The organism is Mesobacterium hydrothermale, assembly GCF_035818635.1.
Classification (GTDB): Bacteria; Pseudomonadota; Alphaproteobacteria; order Rhodobacterales; family Rhodobacteraceae; genus Mesobacterium_A; species Mesobacterium_A hydrothermale.
Genome location: NZ_JAYLLH010000010.1, coordinates 70,785 through 92,418, shown reverse-complemented (window position 1 = coordinate 92,418; position 21,634 = coordinate 70,785). Strand labels below are relative to the sequence as shown.

The following is a 21,634-nucleotide window of genomic DNA, read 5'->3' as shown; positions in this document are numbered from 1 at the left end:
AATGGTTGTTCTGAACAAGATTTACACCAAGACCGGGGACGCAGGTGAAACCGCGCTGGGCAATGGGGCGCGCGTCGCCAAGCATTCAATGCGCGTTGTGGCCTATGGCACTTCGGACGAACTGAATTCCGTCGTCGGCCTGGCGCGCCTGCACGCGACAGGCGATCTGGATGCCCAGTTGGCGCATATCCAGAACGACCTGTTCGACCTTGGGGCGGACCTGTGCGTGCCCGACATGGAAAAGGACGCTGATCGCGACTACCCGCCGCTGCGCATGGTCGCCGAACAGGTGACGCGGCTGGAACGCGAAATCGACGCGATGAACAAGCGGCTGGAGCCGTTGCGCAGCTTCATCCTGCCGGGCGGGTCGGCGCTGTCGGCGCATCTGCACCATTGCCGCACGGTTGCGCGTCGTGCGGAACGGCTGACCGTCGAACTTGCGACCATGGAAGCGGTGAACACCGAGGCGGTGAAATACCTCAACCGACTGAGCGACTGGTTCTTCGTCGCCGCGCGCATCGCCAATGATGATGGCCGCGCCGATACGCTTTGGGTGCCGGGCGCGAACCGGTAACGGCTCAGACCGGTTCCGCGTTCAGCCAAACCCCGCCTTCGGGGCGCAAAGTGATGATCATCACCGGGCGCGGCTCTTTGCCGGGCACCGGGGTGAAGCGAAATCCCGACAGCAGGCTGGCCAGGATGATGACCGCCTCTTGCAGCGCGAAACTGGCGCCGATGCAGATGCGCGGGCCATCACCGAAGGGCAGGTAAGCAAAGCGTTCGGGCTTGTCCGTCCATCGGTCGGGGACAAAGCTGTCGGGCCGGTCCCACAGCAGTTTGTGCCGGTGCAGCGCATAGATCGGGATCATCACCGTGTCGCCCTTCTGCACCGCGCGCCCGCCCAGCACATCGGGTTTCTGCGCGGTTCGCGACACCAGTGCCGCAGGTGGATAAAGCCGCAGCGCCTCGTCCACGATCTTACGAATGAACGGCAGGTTTTCCACATCCGCGCCATCGGCAATCCGGCCCTTGAGCACGGCGTGCGCTTCGGCGCGGGCGCGGTTCTGGACCTCTTGATCGAAGGCACAAAGGTAGAGCGACCACGCAAGCGTCAGCGCCGTGGTTTCATGCCCGGCCACGATAAAGGTCAGCAGGTTGTCGCGCAGTTCCGCCGTGTTCATCTGCCGTTTGGTTTCCGGGTCTTCGCCCGCCAGCAGCAGGTCCAGCAGATCGGGAATGCCGGCCGGGCCGCGCGCCTTGCGGTCGTCGATGGCGCGGTCTGCCACCTGCTTCATCTCTTTCAGCGGGCCACCGGACATCACCCGCCCGGGGCGCGGCACCCAGTCGGGCATTCCCAGCATGTCAAAAAGCGAGATCTTGCCCGCCGCGGCAATATAGCCGTCGATGGCGCGGTGCACCCCGTCGCGGTCAAACGCCTCTCCTCCGGAAAAGGTCACGTCGGAGATCACCTCGAATGTCGTGGTGACCATCTCATCCGCCACGTTGACCGCGCCCGGTCCAGCATTTGCGATCCGGGAAACCGCGCGGTCGGCGGCATGGCTCATCATCGGTGACAGATTCAGCACGTTGCGCGCCGAAAACACGGGCGCCGCCGCGCGCCGTTGCCAGCGCCAATGCGCGCCCTCGGCAATAAAAAGCGACTCGCCGATTGCGGGACGCAGCAGGTTCTTGGTGACAAGTGACTTGGGGTAGTCGTCCAACTTTTCGATCAGCATGCGCCGGATCGCCTGCGGGTCCATCACCATGTGCCAGCGCGCACCGGTGCGACCAGATATCATGGGCTGTCGTGTGGCCAGTTCCGGGATGATCTCCAACACGTTCTGGCGCACCTTGCGCAGGCTGCCCCACAGCCCCAGCGGGCGCGTGACCAGCGGCACCCTGACGGGCATGACGCGTGCGGTACGCGGCGAAAGATCGTTCATGACAACACCCGTAGGCAACCTGCCCCTAACATAGGGCGCAACCTGGCGGTCGGAAAGACCGGGCCGATTGCGCCGGGCGCACCCTTCGGCTATCCAGACCCGGTTGCCAGAGAGGGGGGCCCGATGCGCCGACTGTTTCTTGTCTTTTCGATGCTGCTTGGCCTTGCCGCTTGCGCAGCATCGACCGACGACCTTGAAAAGCCGGGGGAACCGCTGGGCGATTTCCGTCTTGGACATGCCGGGATCGTGGCGCCCAATCTGGAAAAGCTGCTGGTGTCGCGCGATGCGACGAAAGAGGAATGGATCGCCGCGGTCGACACCGCGGTCGAAAAACGGTTCCGCCGCTTTGAGGGCGACAAGTATTACCACCTGGGGATCAGCGTCGAAGCCTATTCCCTTCCGCCGCCCGTGGTCCCGGGCAAATCGGCGCTGGCGCTGCGGGTCACTGTCTGGGACGACGCCGCTGGCAAGAAGCTGAACGAAGAGACCGAAGTCATCAGCGTCATCAAGGTGTTCGAATCGCGGCTGGCCAACACCCGCGAAGACCAGATTCGCATTCTGGCGGACGATGTCGCGCTGGAACTGGAAAAGTGGATGCGCAAGATGCAGGCCGAAAAGGGCTGGTTTGGCGGGCTTGAGGCCAACGACCGCTTTGGCCAGGTGCCCGCGCTTGTCCCCGAAAGCGTTGCCCCCGAAACGCCAGCAGTGCCCGAAGCCCAGGCGACGGAAACCACCACGCAAGAGCCCGCCGCCCTGCCGGAAACGCCCGCCGAAGGCTAGCCCGGGGCGGCAAGCCGACCCCTGTCGGCGGCGAAGTGATGCGTCGCCGGGAACTGTTCAGGTAGTGCTTGATTTTCCCTGTGTCACCCAATAAACGGCCCGCGATGAAACCCGGGTCAGGGGACCCCCAAACCACGAGGCGTGTGGAGAGATGGCAAAGGAAAAGTTTGAGCGCGGCAAGCCGCACTGCAACATCGGCACGATCGGTCACGTTGACCACGGCAAGACGACGCTGACGGCTGCGATCACGAAGTATTTCGGTGACTTCAAGGCGTATGACCAGATTGACGGCGCGCCGGAAGAGAAAGCCCGCGGGATCACCATCTCGACCGCGCACGTGGAATACGAAACCGACGCGCGTCACTATGCGCACGTCGACTGCCCCGGCCACGCCGACTACGTGAAGAACATGATCACCGGTGCGGCGCAGATGGACGGCGCGATCCTGGTTGTGAACGCGGCTGACGGCCCGATGCCGCAGACCCGCGAGCACATCCTGCTGGGCCGTCAGGTCGGTATTCCGGCGATGGTGGTGTTCCTCAACAAGGTCGACCAGGTTGACGACGAGGAACTGCTTGAGCTGGTGGAAATGGAAGTGCGCGAGCTGCTGTCCGAGTACGACTTCCCGGGCGACGACATTCCGATCATCGCGGGTTCCGCGCTGGCGGCGATGGAAGGCCGTGACCCGGAAATCGGCGAGAACAAGATCCGCGAACTGATGGCAGCGGTTGACGCGTACATCCCGCAGCCGGAGCGCGCGGTTGACCAGCCGTTCCTGATGCCGATCGAAGACGTGTTCTCGATCTCGGGCCGCGGCACGGTTGTGACCGGCCGTGTCGAGCGTGGCGTGATCAACGTGGGTGACACCATCGAGATCGTCGGCCTGAAGGACACGCAGACCACCACCTGTACCGGTGTTGAAATGTTCCGCAAGCTGCTGGACCGCGGGGAAGCCGGCGACAACATCGGCGCGCTGCTGCGCGGCATCGACCGCGAGGCGGTTGAGCGTGGCCAGGTGCTGTGCAAGCCGAAATCGGTGAACCCGCACACCAAGTTCGAAGCCGAGGTCTACATCCTGACCAAGGAAGAAGGCGGCCGTCACACGCCGTTCTTCGCGAACTACCGTCCGCAGTTCTACTTCCGGACCACCGACGTGACCGGGACGGTTGAGCTGCCGGAAGGCACCGAGATGGTGATGCCGGGCGACAACCTGAAGTTCACCGTCGAGCTGATCGCACCGATCGCCATGGAAGACGGCCTGCGCTTCGCCATCCGCGAAGGCGGCCGCACCGTCGGTTCGGGCGTCGTCTCCAAGGTCATCGAATAAGACCTGGACCGCAACGGCCACACCATGTTCCAAGGGCCGCCCGAACCGGGCGGCCCTTTCCTTTTGCTCTAGGCGCGGATTGCCCGTGGTCGTAATCTTGACCGCATGAGCGATATCCATTCCCAGGCAGATCATCCGATTTCCTGTGCCTTCGTGCTGGACGGGGCCGACGCCGGCCAGCCGCTTGAGGGCGCGCGCGTGCCTGACCTGTTGCGCGCCGATACGCTGGCCTGGGTGCATCTGCGGGCCCAGAACCCGCAAACGCCCGACTGGATCGCGGAAAACCTGTCCTATCTCGACGCCAGCATCGTCGATGCGCTGGTGGCCGAGGAAACGCGCCCCCGGGTGACCCGCGTGGGGGACGGGCTGATCGTGATCCTGCGCGGAATCAACATGAACACCGGTCAGGATCCCGAGGACATGGTCTCGGTCCGGCTCTGGGTTGACCCGCACCGCATTGTCAGCCTGTCGCGCCGACGGGTGCATGCCGTCGGCGACATCGCCGAATCGCTGCGCCTTGGCACGGGACCAACCGACGCGGCGGACTTTCTGGTGCGCCTTACGGAACGGCTGAATTTCCGGATCGAGGATTTCTGGAGCGGGCTGGAAGAACAGGCCGACATGCTTGAGGAAGAGGTGCTTTCCGACAGCCCGCCCGAAGACATCCGTCCCCGGCTGATCGAACTGCGCCGTCGCGCGATCATCTTGCGCCGTTATCTTCAGCCGCAGCGGGATGCGATGCGGATGTTGCAGACGGGCTATCCCGACTGGCTGGAACCCGAAGACCTGCGCCATCTCGCCGAGGAACTGGATGCGTTGGAGCGGATCGTGGAAGACGCAGATGCGATGCGCGATCGTATGGCGCTGGTACGCGACGAGCTTGCCTCGCAGTTGTCGGACCGGCTGAACCGAAACATGTACCTGTTGTCGATCCTGTCGGCACTGTTCCTGCCGCTGGGCTTTCTGACCGGCCTGTTCGGCATCAATGTGGCGGGGTTGCCCGGGGCCAGTACGCCCGGCGCGTTCTGGGTGTTCTCTGGCGCGTTGGTTTTGCTGGTGGCGCTGCAGATGGTGATCCTGCGGCGGCTGCGCTGGATCTGACCGGGCCACCCTTTCGGTTTTGTACGTAACCTGCTAAGGTTTCGTCCGAAACCGATGGAGGGTGACATGGACAAGACCGCGATCTGAATCGTTTTTCCGAAACGCTTGCAGACCCGGAGGTCCCATGCCTGCCCAATTTCCTGCGCCGGACGTGCGCAACCCTGTCATCCTGCCGGATGGCACAGCCCACCCGGGCACCGTTTTCCTGAAACCCGTGATTGAGCACCCCCGCATCGAGGTGGGCGACTACACCTATGCCAGCGCGCATCACCCACCCCAGGACTGGGGGGCGACGCTGGCGCCTTATCTTTTTCCGTTCTCGCCGGAAAAGCTGGTGATCGGCAAGTTTTGTCAGATCGCCAGCGGTGTGCAATTCATCACCGCCTCGGCCAACCATCGGTATGACGGGTTCTCGTCTTATCCGTTCGCCATTTTCGATGGTGCCACCGCGCCGGGTCGCCCGTCGATGCCGGGACCGGGCCGGGATACCATGGTTGGTCACGATGTCTGGATCGGTGCCGGCGCCATGATCCTGCCAGGCGCCGAAATCGGCAATGGCGTGATCATCGGCGCGGGCAGCGTTGTGGGCGGACGGATCCCCGCCTACAGCATCGTCGGCGGCAATCCGGCACAGGTGCTACGCCCGCGGTTTGCGCCTGAAATCGTCACAGAGCTGCAAAAACTGTGCTGGTGGGATTGGCCCATCGACCGCATCCTGCAATCCGAAGCGGCGATCTGCGGCGGCGATCTGGACGCCTTGCGCAAAGCGGCGGCCCGTTACTGACGGGTCGCCGCTCTGAGGGATCAGCGCAAGATCGGGAACCTTGCGGCTGGTTGGCCGGAACCTGTTACGAGTGTTCCAGCCAGCCGCGCACGAAGTCGAACTTCTCGCTCTCGGTCCGGCCGGAGTGGATGTACGACAACAGCGTTTCCATGTCCTGCGGGCTCAGGCCCGTGACATCGTCACCGGGGGCATAGTGCTGGATGATCGCCAGGTCACCACTGGTGACATTGACGTCGGACGTTGTTGCGTATGCTACCCCGGTCAGGGTGGCCAGAGCAAGTGCGGAGGTCAGGATGAGGTTTTTCATGGTCTTGGTCCTTTCTGTTTGTGGCCCCGGTCTGGGGGCCGGTAACCATGTTTTTGTCCGTCGGCACTCTGTGTCGGCCACGCTGAAGTGGGGTACGAGCCGCCCGATTTGAAATCACGAATTGCGCGCGCCGGGTCGCGTGACCGTGCCCTTGAACGGAAGCGGGCAGGCACAGGTAAAGCGGATCAGCCGGGCGGGGTGCGGGTTTTAGAGCGACGCAAGACACCCTTTTACCCAATCGCGTGAACCGGCGAGAGCGGAGGTGAAAACCATGTGATCGCGACAGGAAAAAATTTCGTGCTCGCGGAAATTTTCCCGTACCCAGGGCGTGGCTGATCCACCGAAGGCCCAGATCGCCCCGGGCCATATCCTCGGAACCGTGCGAGATTTCGTGTCATGCCCTCTTGATTACCCTTCGGGCATCGGCTAATCCCCGGCTCGGCCTTAGGGGTATAGCTCAGCTGGTAGAGCGACGGTCTCCAAAACCGTAGGTCGCGGGTTCGAACCCTGCTGCCCCTGCCACTTTCAGACATTCGATGTCCGTTTGACCTGTCGCGGGCTTGTTTCCTTGGCGGGGCGCGCGTATATCGCCGCAAACTGATATCCATTCGCGCAACGGAAGGCTGCTCCATGGCCACGAAAAACCCCATCCAGTTCATCCATGAAGTCCGCGCCGAAGTCGCCAAGATCGTCTGGCCGTCGCGCCGCGAGGTCATGCTGACGACGATGATGGTGTTCATCCTGGCCGCGCTGACCGCCACGTTCTTTTCGCTGGTCGATATCGGTATCCGCGAAGGGCTGAAGGCCGTACTGTCAATGCTTGGCTGAGCCTGGCCAACAGGAAGACCGCGGGACGCTCTTGAATTCGCTGCGACCCGCGGGTAGGGACATGCAACTTCCCAAAGCGAGGCGTGCACAGATTCGTGTCGCACGCCGCTTTTCGTTTTGGGTGACCGCGATGGGCGGTCGTAATGACGACAGCCGGAACATACCGGCACAGGACAAGGGTTTGGGACCAGATGGCGAAGCGGTGGTATTCGGTCAGCGTGCTCTCGAATTTCGAGAAGAAAATCGCCGAGCAGATCCGGCAAGCTGTGGAAGAGCAGGGGTTGCAGGATCAGATCGACGAGGTTCTGGTTCCGACCGAGGAAGTGATCGAGGTGCGTCGCGGCAAGAAGGTCACGACCGAACGCCGCTTCATGCCTGGGTACGTGCTTGTGCGGATGGAAATGTCCGACCGTGGCTATCACCTTGTGAACTCGATCAATCGGGTCACCGGGTTCCTGGGGCCGCAAGGCCGCCCGATGCCGATGCGCGATGCCGAGGTCGAGGCGATCCTTGGCCGCGTCGCCGAAGGCGAAGAACAGCCGCGCACCCTGATCCGGTTCGAGATCGGCGAAAGGGTCAAGGTCAACGATGGCCCGTTCGAAGGGTTTGATGGCATGATCGAGGAAGTCGATGAAGACAACCAGCGCCTGAAGGTGTCGGTGTCGATCTTTGGTCGCGAAACCCCGGTGGAGCTTGAATTCACCCAGGTGACGAAGCAGGGTTGATCTGCCGCCAGGACAGACAAGCAAAAGGCGCCGGTCAGGCGCCTTTTTTGTGTCCGGGTTTGTATTCGGGGCCTGTTTGGCGTTGCCACTGTTTCGCCGGGGCCAAGACCCCTTGCGTTTTGGGGCGCGCTGCCCTATTCGGCGCCTTCATGCTGGCCGGGGCGACTCGGGTGGTGTGCCAAACGTGGGAGGCGAGGGTTTCGCGAAACCCGGACCAGACCACGCAACATAACCTGCCCAAGGGACGCGTCCCAAGGGTGTTGTAAAGGAGAACGCCGATGGCCAAGAAGCTCGCCGGCAAGATGAAGCTGCAGATCCCTGCAGGCAAAGCCAACCCGTCGCCGCCCGTGGGCCCCGCCCTGGGTCAGCGCGGCATCAACATCATGGAATTCTGCAAGGCGTTCAACGCCAAGACGCAGGAAATGGAGCCCGGCGCGCCGTGCCCGACCGTGATCACCTATTATCAGGACAAGTCCTTCACCATGGACATCAAGACGCCGCCGGCGTCCTATTTCCTGAAGAAAGCTGCTGGCCTGAAGCCCGTTGGCAAGCGCAACCGTCCGCGCGGTGCCGAAAAGCCCGGCCGTGAAACCATTGCGACCGTGACCACCAAGCAGGTGCGCGAAATCGCCGAGGCCAAGATGAAGGACCTCAACGCGAACGACGTGGAAGCCGCAATGCAGATCATCCTGGGCTCCGCGAAGTCCATGGGCATCGAGGTGAAGTAAGATGGCAAAACTCGGAAAACGCACCCGCGCCGCCCGTGAAGCATTCGCCGGCAAAGACGACCTGACGGTCGAAGAAGCCGTCGCACTGGTGAAGTCCAACGCCAACGCAAAGTTCGACGAAACCGTCGAGATCGCGATGAACCTGGGCGTCGATACCCGTCACGCAGACCAGATGGTGCGCGGTGTGATCGGCCTGCCCAACGGCACCGGTAAAACCATGCGTGTCGCCGTGTTCGCCCGTGGCCCGAAAGCTGACGAAGCAACCGCCGCCGGCGCCGATATCGTCGGTGCAGAAGACCTGATGGAAACCATTCAGGGCGGCACGATCGACTTTGATCGCTGCATCGCAACCCCGGACATGATGCCGATCGTCGGTCGTCTGGGTAAGGTGCTTGGCCCGCGCAACCTGATGCCGAACCCGAAGGTCGGCACTGTGACCATGGACGTGGCGCAAGCCGTCAAGGACGCCAAGGGCGGCCAGGTCCAGTTCCGCGCTGAAAAGGGCGGTGTTGTGCATGCAGGCGTCGGCAAGGCATCGTTCGACGAAGCCAAGCTGGCCGAAAACATCCGCGCCTTCGTCAGCGCTGTTGCAAAGGCCAAGCCGTCGGGCGCCAAGGGCACCTACATGAAAAAGATCGCGCTCAGCTCGACCATGGGTCCGGGTGTGACGATCGCAGTGGACTCGGCCAACGTCGAGTGATCTGCGGATCGCAAACGATCGGGAAGGGCGGGGCGAAAACCCCGCTCTTTTCTTTTTGGGCACAGGTGTTTTTGCAGTGGGCCAGGGGATTTTCCGACATCGCCCCTTCACAATTGAAAGCAAAAGGCCTATTGCGCAGGCACGGGGTTTCGTGACGATTCGCGGAACCCCTATTTCGTCCGAGACGGTGGGTTGGCAAAAGCCTGTAATTCCTGCCTGAGGCGGGACCAGACATTCGTTCCGGGACTTCACTCCGGGGGCGCGTGGCGACGACCCGAATTCGGACCATCAGGTCAGGCCAACCGGTCTGGCTGAAGAGAGCCGGAGGGGTCGCCCCCTCCAATAACTGGAGTGAAACTGTGGATAGAGCCCAGAAAGAGAAAGTGGTCGAGGAACTCGGCCAGATCTTCGAAAGCTCTGGCGTCGTGGTGGTTGCCCGCTACGAGGGTCTTACAGTTGCCGAGATGCAGGATCTGCGCGGTCGCGCCCGTGAGGGTGGCGCTCAGGTTCGCGTCGCCAAGAACAGGCTCGCCAAGATTGCCCTGGAAGGCACCCCCGCTGCAAGCATCGGGGAATACCTGCTGGGCATGACCGTGATCACCTATTCCGAAGACCCCGTGGCAGCTGCCAAGGTGGTCGAGGGCTTCGCCAAGGACAACAAGAAGTTTGAAATTCTTGGCGGCAACATGGGTGGTACCGCACTGGACCGCGCCGGTGTGGAAGCTGTGTCGAAGATGCCGTCGCGCGAGGAGCTTATCGCTACCATCGCAGGCATGATCGGCGCACCGGCTTCGAACATCGCCGGGGCCATTGGCGCACCTGCTTCGAATATCGCCAGCATTCTTTCGACCATCGAAGAGAAAGCTGCGTAAGGCAACTTTGGGAACCGCGTGGGGCAAAAGCCTGGACGTTGGAACACAACTTAGAAACGGAAAGAGTCTGAAATGGCTGATCTGAAAGCACTTGCTGAGCAAATCGTCAACCTGACGCTGCTGGAAGCACAAGAACTGAAAACCATCCTGAAGGATGAGTACGGCATCGAGCCCGCCGCCGGCGGCGCCGTCATGATGGCAGCAGCACCGGGCGCAGACGCCGGCGCAGCTGAAGAAGAAAAGACCGAATTCGACGTCATCCTCGTCGACGCCGGCGCATCCAAGATCAACGTGATCAAGGAAGTCCGCGGCATCACCGGTCTGGGCCTGAAAGAAGCCAAGGAACTGGTGGAAGCCGGTGGCAAGGCCGTGAAAGAGCAGGTTTCGAAAGCCGAAGCCGAAGAGCTGAAGGGCAAGCTGGAAGCAGCTGGCGCCAAGGTCGAGCTCAAGTAATTTCGGTCTTCGGACGGAAATTCGCAGGCGCTCCGGAAACGGAGCGCCTGTTTTCGTTTCCCTGTTTCGGTGTGGTGGGGTGCTGTGCACGCACGCCACAAATGACCTGTCCAGCCCTTTAATTTTACCTCTGGGGGCGTGTTGGGCGGCGCGCAGTCTTGACGTGTGCGGCGGAGTTTGACACCTTAAGCGCACGCAGAAATGTCGCAAATCCCCGGCTGGGGACTTGCGCTCGTGGCGTTCACGGAATATTCGGTAGTCTCTTGCGGGTTCGTTGATTCGAAGCCGCTGTTGTCATTTGAGATATCGGGAGCCCGTCCAGCGCATATATATCCAGCTGTATTCCCCAGATACCTCAGGCAAGGTTCTGAAAAATCAAGGAAATATAGCGATATTCCGACAGTCCCCGGCTTGAAAAGCCCCTTCGCGAAGGGGTTTCTCAAGGCAGGGAGCAAAAAGATCGAGTGGTGCACGGTGGGACGTGTGCCGAGAATGGATCGTGTTGTTTGCCGTCACTGACGAAGCGCGCCGAGCCCGACGACGCGTTTTCTCGACGAGATATCGAAAGGTGACATACGTCATGGCGCAAAGCTTTCTTGGTCAGAAACGTCTTCGCAAATACTACGGCAAGATCCGTGAAGTGCTGGAGATGCCGAACCTCATCGAGGTTCAGAAATCCAGCTATGAACTGTTCCTGAAATCCGGCGATCAGCCCCAGCCCACCGAAGGTGAAGGCATCATGGGCGTGTTCCAGTCGGTCTTCCCGATCAAGGATTTCAACGAAACCGCCGTTCTGGAATTCGTCAACTACGAGCTGGAAAAGCCGAAGTACGACGTCGATGAATGCATGCAGCGCGACATGACCTACAGCGCGCCGCTGAAGGTCACGCTGCGCCTGATCGTGTTCGATGTCGACGAGGATTCCGGCGCCAAGTCGGTGAAGGACATCAAGGAACAGGACGTGTTCATGGGCGACATGCCGCTCATGACTCCCAACGGCACGTTCATCGTGAATGGCACCGAGCGCGTCATCGTTTCCCAGATGCACCGTTCGCCGGGCGTGTTCTTCGATCACGACAAGGGCAAGACGCACAGCTCGGGCAAGCTGTTGTTCGCCTGCCGGATCATTCCCTATCGCGGGTCTTGGCTGGACTTCGAGTTCGACGCCAAGGACATCGTGTTCGCACGCATCGACCGCCGCCGGAAACTGCCGGTGACGACGCTGCTGTATGCTCTGGGTCTCGATCAGGAAAGCATCATGGATGCTTACTATGAGACCGTGAACTTTTCGCTCGAACGGAACCGCGGCTGGAAAACCCAGTTCTTCCCCGAGCGTGTGCGCGGCACCCGACCGCAGTTCGATCTGGTTGACGCCGACACCGGAGAGGTGATCTGCGAAGCCGGCAAGAAAGTGACCCCGCGCGCCGTCAAGAAGATCATCGACGAGGGCAGGATCACTCACCTGCTGGTTCCGTTCGAACACATCGTCGGCAAATACGTCGCCAAGGACATCATCAACGAAGACACCGGCGCGATCTATGTCGAAGCCGGGGATGAGCTGACCTGGACCGTCGACAAGGACGGCGAAGTGACTGGCGGGTCGCTGAAGGATCTGCTGGATGCGGGCATCACCGATATCCCGGTTCTGGACATCGACAACATCAACGTCGGTCCGTACATGCGCAACACCATGGCGATGGACAAGAACATGAGCCGCGACGGCGCGCTCATGGATATCTATCGCGTCATGCGCCCGGGCGAGCCGCCGACCGTCGAAGCCGCATCGGCCCTGTTCGACACGCTGTTCTTTGACAGCGAGCGTTATGACCTGTCGGCCGTGGGCCGGGTCAAGATGAACATGCGCCTGGCGCTGGACAAACCAGACACCCAGCGCACGCTTGACCGTGATGACATCGTGCAGTGCATCAAGGCGCTGGTCGATCTGCGCGACGGTCGCGGCGACATCGACGACATCGACCACCTCGGCAACCGCCGGGTGCGTTCGGTAGGGGAACTGATGGAAAACCAGTACCGTGTCGGTCTGCTGCGGATGGAACGCGCGATCAAGGAACGCATGTCGTCGGTCGAAATCGACACCGTCATGCCGCAGGACCTGATCAACGCGAAACCGGCCGCTGCCGCCGTGCGCGAATTCTTCGGCTCGTCGCAGCTGTCCCAGTTCATGGACCAGACCAACCCGCTGTCGGAAGTCACGCACAAGCGGCGCCTGTCGGCGCTTGGCCCGGGTGGTCTGACGCGTGAGCGCGCCGGCTTCGAGGTGCGCGACGTGCACCCGACGCACTATGGCCGGATGTGCCCGATTGAAACGCCGGAAGGCCCGAACATCGGTCTGATCAACAGCCTTGCCACCTTTGCCCGCGTCAACAAGTACGGTTTCATCGAAACTCCGTACCGTGTGGTGAACGATGGCCAGGTGACCGACGAAGTCCACTATATGTCGGCCACCGAAGAAATGCGCCACACCGTGGCACAGGCCAACGCGACGCTGGACGAGAACGGCAAGTTTATCAACGAACTGGTGTCGACCCGCAAATCCGGTGACTACACCCTCAGCCCGCGCGAAAACGTGGACCTGATCGACGTGTCGCCGAAGCAGTTGGTGTCGGTCGCGGCCTCGCTGATCCCGTTCCTGGAAAACGACGACGCAAACCGGGCTCTGATGGGTTCGAACATGCAGCGTCAGGCGGTTCCGACCCTGCGCGCCGAAGCGCCGCTGGTCGGTACCGGGATCGAAGGCGTGGTTGCCCGTGACTCGGGCGCGGCCATCATGGCCAAGCGCGCCGGGATCATCGACCAGGTCGACGCGATGCGGATCGTGGTTCGCGCCACCGAAGACCTGTCGCCGGGCGATCCGGGCGTTGACATCTATCGGATGCGCAAGTTCCAGCGCTCGAACCAGAACACCTGTATCAACCAGAAGCCTCTGGTGAAGGTGGGTGACAGGGTTGGCAAGAACGAGGTCATCGCGGACGGTCCGTCGACCGACATGGGGGAACTGGCGCTTGGCAAGAACGTCATCGTCGCCTTCATGCCGTGGAACGGCTACAACTACGAAGACTCGATCCTGATTTCCGAACGGATCGCCAAGGATGACGTGTTCACCAGCGTGCACATCGAGGAATTCGAAGTCGCCGCCCGTGACACCAAGCTTGGCCCGGAAGAGATCACCCGCGACATTCCGAACGTCGGTGAAGAAGCGCTGCGCAACCTTGACGAGGCGGGCATCGTTTACATCGGTGCGGACGTAGAGCCGGGCGACATTCTGGTCGGTAAGATCACCCCGAAGGGTGAATCGCCGATGACCCCGGAAGAAAAGCTGCTGCGCGCCATTTTCGGCGAAAAGGCATCGGACGTGCGCGACACCTCGTTGCGGGTGAAGCCGGGCGATTTCGGCACGGTGGTCGAAGTGCGCGTGTTCAATCGTCACGGCGTGGACAAGGACGAACGCGCCCTGCAGATCGAGCGTGAAGAGGTCGAGCGCCTGGCGCGTGACCGCGACGACGAACTCGCGATCCTCGACCGCAACATCTATGCCCGTCTGAAGGACATGATCCTAGGCAAGATCGCGGTGAAGGGTCCCAAGGGCGTCAAGGCGAACTCGGAAATCAACGAAGAGCTGCTCGAAACCCTGACCCGCGGTCAGTGGTGGCAGCTGGCGCTGAAGGACGAGGACGACGCCAAGATCGTCGAGGCCCTGCACGACCAGTACGAAGCCCAGAAACGTGCGCTGGACGCCCGGTTCGAGGACAAGGTCGAAAAGGTCCGCCGTGGCGACGACCTGCCCCCGGGCGTGATGAAGATGGTCAAGGTGTTCGTGGCGGTGAAGCGCAAGCTGCAGCCGGGCGACAAGATGGCCGGCCGTCACGGCAACAAGGGTGTGATTTCGCGCGTGGTGCCGGTCGAGGACATGCCGTTCCTTGCCGACGGGACCCCGGTCGATTTCTGTCTGAACCCGCTGGGCGTGCCGTCGCGGATGAACGTCGGTCAGATCCTTGAAACCCATATGGGTTGGGCCGCACGCGGACTGGGCATCAAGATCGACGACGCGCTGCAGGACTATCGCCGGACCGGCGACCTGACCCCTGTGCGCGAAGCGATGCAGCTGGCCTATGGCGAAGAGGTCTATAACGAAGGTCTCAAGGACATGTCCGAGGACGAACTGGTCGAAGCGGCCAGCAATGTCACCCGGGGTGTGCCGATCGCGACGCCGGTCTTCGACGGCGCGAAAGAGGCTGATGTGAACAACGCCCTGACCCGCGCAGGCTTTGACACCTCGGGCCAGTCGATCCTCTTCGATGGCCGCACCGGCGAGCAGTTCCAGCGTCCCGTGACCGTGGGCGTGAAGTACCTGCTCAAGCTGCACCACCTGGTCGACGACAAGATCCACGCGCGGTCCACCGGCCCGTACAGCCTGGTCACCCAGCAGCCGCTGGGCGGGAAGGCGCAGTTCGGCGGTCAGCGTTTCGGGGAAATGGAAGTTTGGGCCCTGGAAGCCTATGGCGCTGCCTACACCCTGCAGGAAATGCTGACGGTGAAATCGGACGACGTGGCAGGCCGGACCAAGGTCTACGAGTCGATCGTCAAGGGCGAAGACAACTTCGAGGCCGGCGTGCCGGAATCGTTCAACGTTCTCGTCAAGGAGGTCCGCGGCCTGGGCCTCAACATGGAACTCCTGGATGCGGAGGAGGAAGAGTAACGGCAAGGGCGGGGTTTCCCGCCAGCTGCCAGACACTCTCGGCACGGCGGGAACACCCGCCGCGCCGGTCCCCCGCTTCCCTCTGAATTTGTGAGGAACTTATGAACCAGGAACTGACCAACAACCCGTTCAACCCGTTGACCCCGCCCAAGGTCTTTGACGAGATCAAGGTGTCGCTGGCGTCGCCCGAGCGGATCCTTTCGTGGTCCTACGGCGAGATCAAGAAGCCGGAAACCATCAACTATCGCACGTTCAAGCCGGAACGCGACGGCCTGTTCTGCGCCCGTATCTTTGGCCCGATCAAGGATTACGAATGCCTTTGCGGCAAGTACAAGCGCATGAAATATCGCGGCGTCGTCTGCGAAAAATGCGGGGTGGAAGTGACCCTGCAGAAGGTCCGCCGCGAACGCATGGGCCACATCGAACTGGCCGCGCCCTGCGCCCATATCTGGTTCCTGAAGTCGCTGCCCTCGCGCATCGGCCTCATGCTGGACATGACGCTGCGCGATCTGGAGCGGATCCTCTATTTCGAAAACTATGTGGTGATCGAACCCGGTCTGACCGACCTGACCTATGGTCAGCTGATGACCGAGACCGAGTTTCTGGATGCCCAGGACACCTATGGCATGGACGCCTTCACCGCCAATATCGGTGCCGAAGCGATCCGCGAGATGCTGGCCAATATCGACCTGGAATCCGAGGCGGAAACCCTGCGCGCGGATCTCAAGGAAGCCACCGGTGAACTGAAGCCCAAGAAGATCATCAAGCGGCTGAAGGTTGTGGAATCCTTCCTGGAATCCGGCAACCGCCCGGAATGGATGGTTCTGACCGTGATCCCCGTGATCCCGCCGGAACTGCGTCCGCTGGTGCCGCTGGACGGGGGCCGCTTCGCGACCTCTGACCTGAACGACCTGTATCGCCGGGTGATCAACCGGAACAACCGCCTCAAGCGGCTGATCGAACTGCGCGCGCCCGACATCATCGTCCGCAACGAAAAGCGGATGCTGCAGGAATCCGTCGACGCGCTGTTTGACAACGGCCGTCGCGGCCGCGTCATCACCGGTGCCAACAAGCGCCCGCTGAAGTCGCTGTCCGACATGCTCAAGGGCAAGCAGGGCCGGTTCCGTCAGAACCTTCTGGGCAAGCGAGTCGACTTCTCGGGCCGTTCGGTCATCGTGACCGGTCCGGAACTCAAGCTGCACCAGTGCGGGTTGCCGAAGAAGATGGCGCTGGAACTGTTCAAGCCCTTCATCTACTCGCGGCTGGAGGCCAAGGGCCTGTCCAGCACCGTGAAACAGGCGAAGAAGCTGGTCGAAAAAGAGCGTCCCGAGGTCTGGGACATCCTGGACGAGGTCATCCGCGAGCACCCGGTTCTGCTGAACCGCGCGCCCACGCTGCACCGTTTGGGCATTCAGGCGTTCGAACCCACGCTGATCGAAGGCAAGGCGATCCAGCTTCACCCGCTGGTCTGTTCGGCGTTCAACGCTGACTTTGACGGCGACCAGATGGCCGTTCACGTCCCGCTGAGCCTTGAGGCCCAGCTGGAAGCGCGCGTGCTGATGATGTCGACGAACAACGTTCTGTCGCCCGCCAACGGCGCGCCGATCATCGTTCCGTCGCAGGACATGATCCTTGGCCTTTATTATACCACGATCATGCGTGAAGGCATGAAGGGGGAAGGCATGGCCTTTTCCTCGATCGAGGAGGTCGAGCACGCCCTGAACGCAGGCGAGGTGCACCTGCACTCCAAGATCATCTGCCGCGTGAAGCAGATCGACGATCACGGTAACGAGATCTGGAAACGCTACGAGACGACCCCGGGCCGGGTGCGTCTGGGGGCGCTGCTGCCGATGAACGCCAAGGCACCGTTTGACTTGGTCAACACGCTGCTGCGGAAGAAGGATGTGCAGAAGGTCATCGACACCGTCTATCGCTACTGTGGTCAGAAAGAATCCGTCATCTTCTGTGACCAGATCATGGGCATGGGTTTCCGCGAAGCGTTCAAAGCCGGGATTTCCTTCGGCAAGGACGACATGGTGATCCCCGACAACAAGTGGGACATCGTCGAAGAAACCCGCGATCAGGTGAAGGATTTCGAACAGCAGTACATGGACGGTCTGATCACCCAGGGCGAAAAGTACAACAAGGTTGTCGATGCCTGGTCGAAGTGTAACGACAAGGTCACCGAAGCCATGATGTCGACCATCTCGGCGGTCAAGTACGATGATACCGGCGCCGAAATGGAACCGAACTCGGTCTACATGATGGCGCACTCCGGTGCGCGGGGCTCGGTGACGCAGATGAAACAGCTCGGCGGGATGCGCGGCCTGATGGCCAAGCCGAACGGCGACATCATCGAAACGCCGATCATCTCGAACTTCAAGGAAGGCCTGACCGTTCTCGAATACTTCAACTCGACTCACGGCGCCCGCAAGGGCCTGTCCGACACCGCGCTGAAAACCGCGAACTCGGGGTATCTGACCCGCCGTCTGGTCGACGTTGCGCAGGACTGCATCGTGCGTCTGAACGATTGCGGCACCGACAACTCGATCACCGCCGAAGCGGCTGTGAACGATGGGGAAGTCGTCGCTTCGCTGGGCGAACGCATCCTGGGCCGTGTCCTGGCGGACGACGTCCTGCGCCCGGGCACCGAAGAGGTGATCGCCAAGCGCGGTACGCTGATCGACGAACGCATGGCCGACGCCATCGAGGACGCCGGCGTACAGACCGCGCGCATCCGCTCGCCGCTGACCTGTGAGGCAGAGGAGGGCGTCTGTGCCCAGTGCTATGGTCGTGACCTGGCCCGCGGTACGCTTGTGAACACCGGCGAAGCCGTTGGTATCATCGCGGCTCAGTCGATCGGCGAACCGGGTACGCAGCTGACCATGCGGACCTTCCACATCGGCGGCGTCGCCCAGGGTGGCCAGCAGTCGTTCCTGGAAGCCAGCCAGGAAGGCACGATTGTCTTCGACAACACCAATACGCTGGAAAACGTCAACGGTGAAACCCTGGTCATGGGCCGCAACATGAAGCTGCGGATCATGGGCGAAGACGGTGCGGAGCGGGCCAGCCACAAGCTGGGCTACGGCTCCAAACTTTTCGTCACCGAAGGCCAGACCGTCACCCGCGGCGACAAGCTGTTCGAGTGGGACCCCTACACCCTGCCGATCATCGCAGAGGCGGACGGTATGGCCAAGCACGTCGACCTGATCCAGGGCGTGGCCGTCCGGGACGAAACCGACGATGCCACCGGCATGACCCAGAAGATCGTGATCGACTGGCGTGCGGCACCCAAGGGCAACGAACTGAAGCCGGAAGTCATCCTGGTGGGCGAAGATGGCGAACCGGTGCGCAACGCGGCCGGCAATCCCGTCACCTACCCGATGTCGGTCGATGCGATCCTGTCTTGTGAAGACGGCCAGAACGTCAAGGCCGGTGACGTCGTCGCGCGTATCCCGCGCGAAGGCGCCAAGACCAAGGACATCACCGGGGGTCTGCCGCGTGTGGCCGAACTGTTCGAGGCACGCCGTCCCAAGGATCACGCCATCATCGCGGAAATCGATGGGTACGTGCGCTTTGGCAAGGACTACAAGAACAAGCGCCGTATCACCATCGAGCCGGTGGACGAGAACCTTGAGCCCAAGGAATACATGATCCCGAAGGGCAAGCACATTCCTGTGGTCGAAGGCGATTTCGTCCAGAAGGGCGACTACATCATGGATGGTAACCCCGCGCCGCATGACATCCTGTCCATCATGGGTGTCGAAGCGCTGGCGAACTACATGATCGACGAAGTCCAGGACGTCTATCGCTTGCAGGGCGTGAAGATCAACGACAAGCATGTCGAAGTGATCGTGCGCCAGATGCTGCAGAAGTGGGAAATCCTGGACAGTGGCGACACCACGCTGCTGAAGGGCGAACATGTCGACAAGGCCGAGTTCGATCTGGCCAACGCCAAGGCGGAATCCAAGGGCGGCCGTCCGGCTTCGGGCGAACCGATCCTGCTGGGGATCACCAAGGCGTCGCTGCAGACCCGGTCGTTCATCTCGGCCGCGTCGTTCCAGGAAACCACCCGCGTGCTGACCGAAGCGTCGGTTCAGGGCAAGAAGGACAAGCTGGTCGGCCTGAAGGAAAACGTCATTGTCGGCCGGCTGATCCCTGCCGGCACCGGTGGCGCCACCCAGCGCATGCGTCGGATTGCTCAGGAGCGCGACAATGTCGTGATCGAAGCGCGCCGCGAAGAGGCTGAGGCCGCCCTGGCCCTGTCGGCGCCGGAACACGACATCATCGGGGGCGACGAGTTCGACAACCTGGTGGTCGACACGCCGGAAAGCCGCGAGTAAGCGCCTGGTGACAAGACTTCGAAACCCCCGCCCGTCTGGCGGGGGTTTTTTGTTTGGGCGCGCGGCGGGCGGCGCAGGCCTGCCACGCGATGCCGAGGATTGCCGACGTGGGCGAGTGAGTATTTTTGGAAAGATGAAAGCCGGCGACGTTTTCAGGATAGTGTGCCGTCCGGGCGGGTGATAGGCGAAGCGCCATGGGACAGTTGAGTGACAACACGCGTGGCGCGCTTTTGATGATGGCTTCCATGGCCAGTTTCGCCTTTGGCGACACCTGCGTGAAAGCCACAGGCGGCGCGCTGCCGATTTCGCAGCTGCTGGTGCTGCGCGGCCTTCTGTCGACCGCGTTCATCGCTGTCCTTGCCTGGCGGCTGGGGGCACTGCGTTGGGATTTCGGGGGCCGCGACTGGGCGCTGATCGCGTTACGGTCGGTATCGGAAGCGGCGGCGGCCTATTTCTTCATCACCGCGCTGCTGCACATGCCGTTGGCGAATGTGACCGCGCTGTTGCAGGTCTTGCCGCTGGCGGTGACGCTGGCCAGCGCGGTGCTGTTTGCCGAACCGGTCGGCTGGCGCCGCTGGCTGGCCATCGCACTGGGTTTCGGGGGCATGTTGCTGATCGTCAAGCCCGGGGCGGATGGCTTCAATGCCTACACGATCTATGCGCTGATCTCAGTTGTGTGCGTCACGATCCGCGATCTGAGCACACGCCGCATGTCCCGGACCGTGCCCAGCCTGATGGTGACGCTTGCGGCCTCTGCCACGGTATTGGGCTTCGCCGGGATCTGGTCATTGTGGCAGGACTGGGTGCCGCTGACGCCGACGCTGACCTGGCTGCTGCTGGGATCGACCGTTTTTATCGTTGGCGGCTATTCCTTTGCGGTGATGGTGATGCGGGTGGGGGACGTGTCCTTTGTCGCGCCGTTTCGCTACACCGGGCTGCTGTGGGCGATGGTGTTGGGGCTGGTGGTCTTCGGGGATTTCCCCGGACCGACGACATTGCTGGGGGCGGCAATCGTTGTGGCCAGCGGGGTCTATACCCTGCTGCGCGAACGCACGCTGCGCCGTCAGGCGGTGGCGAACGCGCGGCGGACCTGATCGCAATCAATGGCAAAACGGTCGGCAAACAGGCGTTCCGCCTCTGGTCCCAGCGGCAACAGGTTCTCGATCCTGGTCTTGTCCCCCTGGCGCGAATCGTTGAAGCGGTTGTGCCCGCGGACATACATGGCGCTGTCGGTGTAGCTCAGGCTGGGCATGAAACGCGGCATCTTGCTGTGGGCGAAGTTCATGATCGTCTGCCGCACACCGGCATTGACCGCCATGGCCAGCGCAACGCCCCAGAATGGATGCACGGATTCGCTGGCGCAAATCCCGTCTGGTCCCGCTTCGGCAACGAAGCCCCGGTTGAAATCAATGGCGACATGGCGTTCGCGCGCGATCAGCGGAGCCGCATCGCGGGCGGCGGCGCGCAGGCGGGCGACGAAATCCACCGCCACCGCATCATCATCGTCATGCCGGAATTGCAGGCAGGGCGCCCCGGGGGCGCGGGCGTCGTTCAGTACCGTGTTGCAGACCTTGCGATGAGGCATCGGTGGCTGCTGGAGGATCCGCGCCTGCGGGAAGTCGCGGCACAGATCGGTCAGCCGGTCCCGTGCCCAGCCGGGCAGGCTGTCGCCGGTCAGGATCAACAGGGTGAAATCGGGGTCGGTCTGGGCTTTCAATCCGGGCAGGCACAGCGTTTCGAAATGCCGGAACCGATCCTCGAGCCGGGCAGGGTCGTAGAGATAGGCGATGCGCTCTGCGATGCTGTCGTGCGCGACCTGAAATCCGCCTTCGGCAGGATAGGAAAACCGGCACAACCCGATCACTTGCATCTTCCGTCCTTTCATGGTGGTTTGGGTAAAGCTTCGCAAAAGCTTGGCAGGCAGACGATCCGCGGGCAAGCGGCTTCGCTGCTGTTGACAACGACTGCGACTCCCCATATACGCCGCGCTATCTCGGCGATAGGGGGCAATCCCGACGCTGAAATC

Annotated in this window: 17 protein-coding genes and 1 tRNA gene; 15 read left to right on the top strand and 3 right to left on the bottom strand. The window is 62.0% G+C overall.

From position 1 onward, the window contains the following. The first annotated feature begins 1 nt into the window (after window position 1). Entirely contained in the window at window positions 2-574 is a 573-nt protein-coding gene (locus VK792_RS09355) for a cob(I)yrinic acid a,c-diamide adenosyltransferase (protein ID WP_326297203.1), read from the top strand. Window positions 575-578: 4 nt separating this feature from the next. On the opposite strand, the gene VK792_RS09350 is transcribed toward VK792_RS09355, so the two are convergent. Continuing rightward, window positions 579-1,943 (bottom strand): cytochrome P450, encoded by a 1,365-nt coding sequence (locus VK792_RS09350; RefSeq protein WP_326297202.1) that lies wholly within the window; start codon window positions 1,941-1,943, stop codon window positions 579-581. A gap of 123 nt (window positions 1,944-2,066) precedes the next feature. On the opposite strand from VK792_RS09350, the gene VK792_RS09345 reads away from it, so the two are divergent. The 4 genes from VK792_RS09345 to VK792_RS09330 all read left to right on the top strand — a co-directional run bounded on the left by VK792_RS09345 (window position 2,067) and on the right by VK792_RS09330 (window position 5,935). Next, complete coding sequence (locus tag VK792_RS09345) at window positions 2,067-2,723, top strand: hypothetical protein (RefSeq protein WP_326297201.1); 657 nt, start codon at window positions 2,067-2,069, stop codon at window positions 2,721-2,723. Window positions 2,724-2,874: 151 nt separating this feature from the next. Then, window positions 2,875-4,050: an elongation factor Tu gene (tuf, locus tag VK792_RS09340; RefSeq protein WP_326297187.1), complete on the top strand. Its 1,176-nt coding sequence runs from the start codon at window positions 2,875-2,877 to the stop codon at window positions 4,048-4,050. Between the two features lie 105 nt (window positions 4,051-4,155). Next, window positions 4,156-5,151, top strand: coding sequence for a zinc transporter ZntB (locus VK792_RS09335; protein WP_326297200.1), 996 nt, complete (start codon window positions 4,156-4,158; stop codon window positions 5,149-5,151). A gap of 124 nt (window positions 5,152-5,275) precedes the next feature. Next, on the top strand, window positions 5,276-5,935 hold the full coding sequence (locus VK792_RS09330; protein WP_326297199.1) for a CatB-related O-acetyltransferase: 660 nt from the start codon (window positions 5,276-5,278) through the stop codon (window positions 5,933-5,935). 64 nt (window positions 5,936-5,999) lie between these two features. On the opposite strand, the gene VK792_RS09325 is transcribed toward VK792_RS09330, so the two are convergent. Then, window positions 6,000-6,242 carry a hypothetical protein gene (locus tag VK792_RS09325; protein ID WP_326297198.1) on the bottom strand — a complete coding sequence of 81 codons (243 nt, stop codon included), beginning with the start codon at window positions 6,240-6,242 and terminating at the stop codon, window positions 6,000-6,002. A 446-nt stretch (window positions 6,243-6,688) separates the two neighbouring features. On the opposite strand from VK792_RS09325, the gene VK792_RS09320 reads away from it, so the two are divergent. From VK792_RS09320 to VK792_RS09275, 10 genes are all read left to right on the top strand, one after another. Beyond that, window positions 6,689-6,764 (top strand) — tRNA-Trp (locus tag VK792_RS09320). A gap of 108 nt (window positions 6,765-6,872) precedes the next feature. Further along, a complete protein-coding gene (gene secE / locus VK792_RS09315; RefSeq protein WP_326297197.1) occupies window positions 6,873-7,070 on the top strand; it encodes a preprotein translocase subunit SecE in 198 nt (65 codons plus the stop codon). Between the two features lie 191 nt (window positions 7,071-7,261). Next, window positions 7,262-7,795 (top strand): transcription termination/antitermination protein NusG, encoded by a 534-nt coding sequence (nusG, locus tag VK792_RS09310; RefSeq protein WP_326297196.1) that lies wholly within the window; start codon window positions 7,262-7,264, stop codon window positions 7,793-7,795. 278 nt (window positions 7,796-8,073) lie between these two features. Beyond that, window positions 8,074-8,523, top strand: coding sequence for a 50S ribosomal protein L11 (gene rplK, locus VK792_RS09305; protein WP_326297195.1), 450 nt, complete (start codon window positions 8,074-8,076; stop codon window positions 8,521-8,523). Window position 8,524: 1 nt separating this feature from the next. After that, window positions 8,525-9,223, top strand: coding sequence for a 50S ribosomal protein L1 (gene rplA / locus VK792_RS09300; RefSeq protein ID WP_326297194.1), 699 nt, complete (start codon window positions 8,525-8,527; stop codon window positions 9,221-9,223). Window positions 9,224-9,582: 359 nt separating this feature from the next. Further along, entirely contained in the window at window positions 9,583-10,095 is a 513-nt protein-coding gene (rplJ, locus tag VK792_RS09295; protein WP_326297193.1) for a 50S ribosomal protein L10, read from the top strand. 72 nt (window positions 10,096-10,167) lie between these two features. Beyond that, window positions 10,168-10,548 carry a 50S ribosomal protein L7/L12 gene (rplL, locus tag VK792_RS09290; RefSeq protein ID WP_326297192.1) on the top strand — a complete coding sequence of 127 codons (381 nt, stop codon included), beginning with the start codon at window positions 10,168-10,170 and terminating at the stop codon, window positions 10,546-10,548. Between the two features lie 580 nt (window positions 10,549-11,128). Beyond that, window positions 11,129-15,265 (top strand): DNA-directed RNA polymerase subunit beta, encoded by a 4,137-nt coding sequence (rpoB, locus tag VK792_RS09285; RefSeq protein WP_326297259.1) that lies wholly within the window; start codon window positions 11,129-11,131, stop codon window positions 15,263-15,265. 101 nt (window positions 15,266-15,366) lie between these two features. Next, complete coding sequence (gene rpoC / locus VK792_RS09280; RefSeq protein WP_326297191.1) at window positions 15,367-19,608, top strand: DNA-directed RNA polymerase subunit beta'; 4,242 nt, start codon at window positions 15,367-15,369, stop codon at window positions 19,606-19,608. Between the two features lie 194 nt (window positions 19,609-19,802). After that, complete coding sequence (locus tag VK792_RS09275; RefSeq protein WP_326297190.1) at window positions 19,803-20,702, top strand: DMT family transporter; 900 nt, start codon at window positions 19,803-19,805, stop codon at window positions 20,700-20,702. Here VK792_RS09275 and VK792_RS09270 read toward each other — a convergent pair. Further along, entirely contained in the window at window positions 20,672-21,478 is an 807-nt protein-coding gene (locus VK792_RS09270; RefSeq protein ID WP_326297258.1) for a glycosyltransferase, read from the bottom strand. The two genes, VK792_RS09275 and VK792_RS09270, sit on opposite strands and share 31 nt — an antisense overlap. Window positions 21,479-21,634 lie beyond the last annotated feature (156 nt).

Coding starts and splice junctions, on each gene's coding strand:
- rpoC (WP_326297191.1), top strand. CDS start 15,367: ATGAACCAGGAACTGACCAACAACCCGTTCAACCCGTTGACCCCGCCC.
- secE (WP_326297197.1), top strand. CDS start 6,873: ATGGCCACGAAAAACCCCATCCAGTTCATCCATGAAGTCCGCGCCGAA.
- VK792_RS09335 (WP_326297200.1), top strand. CDS start 4,156: ATGAGCGATATCCATTCCCAGGCAGATCATCCGATTTCCTGTGCCTTC.
- rplL (WP_326297192.1), top strand. CDS start 10,168: ATGGCTGATCTGAAAGCACTTGCTGAGCAAATCGTCAACCTGACGCTG.
- rplA (WP_326297194.1), top strand. CDS start 8,525: ATGGCAAAACTCGGAAAACGCACCCGCGCCGCCCGTGAAGCATTCGCC.
- VK792_RS09350 (WP_326297202.1), bottom strand. CDS start 1,943: ATGAACGATCTTTCGCCGCGTACCGCACGCGTCATGCCCGTCAGGGTG.
- VK792_RS09345 (WP_326297201.1), top strand. CDS start 2,067: ATGCGCCGACTGTTTCTTGTCTTTTCGATGCTGCTTGGCCTTGCCGCT.
- nusG (WP_326297196.1), top strand. CDS start 7,262: ATGGCGAAGCGGTGGTATTCGGTCAGCGTGCTCTCGAATTTCGAGAAG.
- VK792_RS09270 (WP_326297258.1), bottom strand. CDS start 21,478: ATGCAAGTGATCGGGTTGTGCCGGTTTTCCTATCCTGCCGAAGGCGGA.
- VK792_RS09275 (WP_326297190.1), top strand. CDS start 19,803: ATGGGACAGTTGAGTGACAACACGCGTGGCGCGCTTTTGATGATGGCT.
- VK792_RS09330 (WP_326297199.1), top strand. CDS start 5,276: ATGCCTGCCCAATTTCCTGCGCCGGACGTGCGCAACCCTGTCATCCTG.
- VK792_RS09355 (WP_326297203.1), top strand. CDS start 2: ATGGTTGTTCTGAACAAGATTTACACCAAGACCGGGGACGCAGGTGAA.
- rpoB (WP_326297259.1), top strand. CDS start 11,129: ATGGCGCAAAGCTTTCTTGGTCAGAAACGTCTTCGCAAATACTACGGC.
- tuf (WP_326297187.1), top strand. CDS start 2,875: ATGGCAAAGGAAAAGTTTGAGCGCGGCAAGCCGCACTGCAACATCGGC.
- rplK (WP_326297195.1), top strand. CDS start 8,074: ATGGCCAAGAAGCTCGCCGGCAAGATGAAGCTGCAGATCCCTGCAGGC.
- VK792_RS09325 (WP_326297198.1), bottom strand. CDS start 6,242: ATGAAAAACCTCATCCTGACCTCCGCACTTGCTCTGGCCACCCTGACC.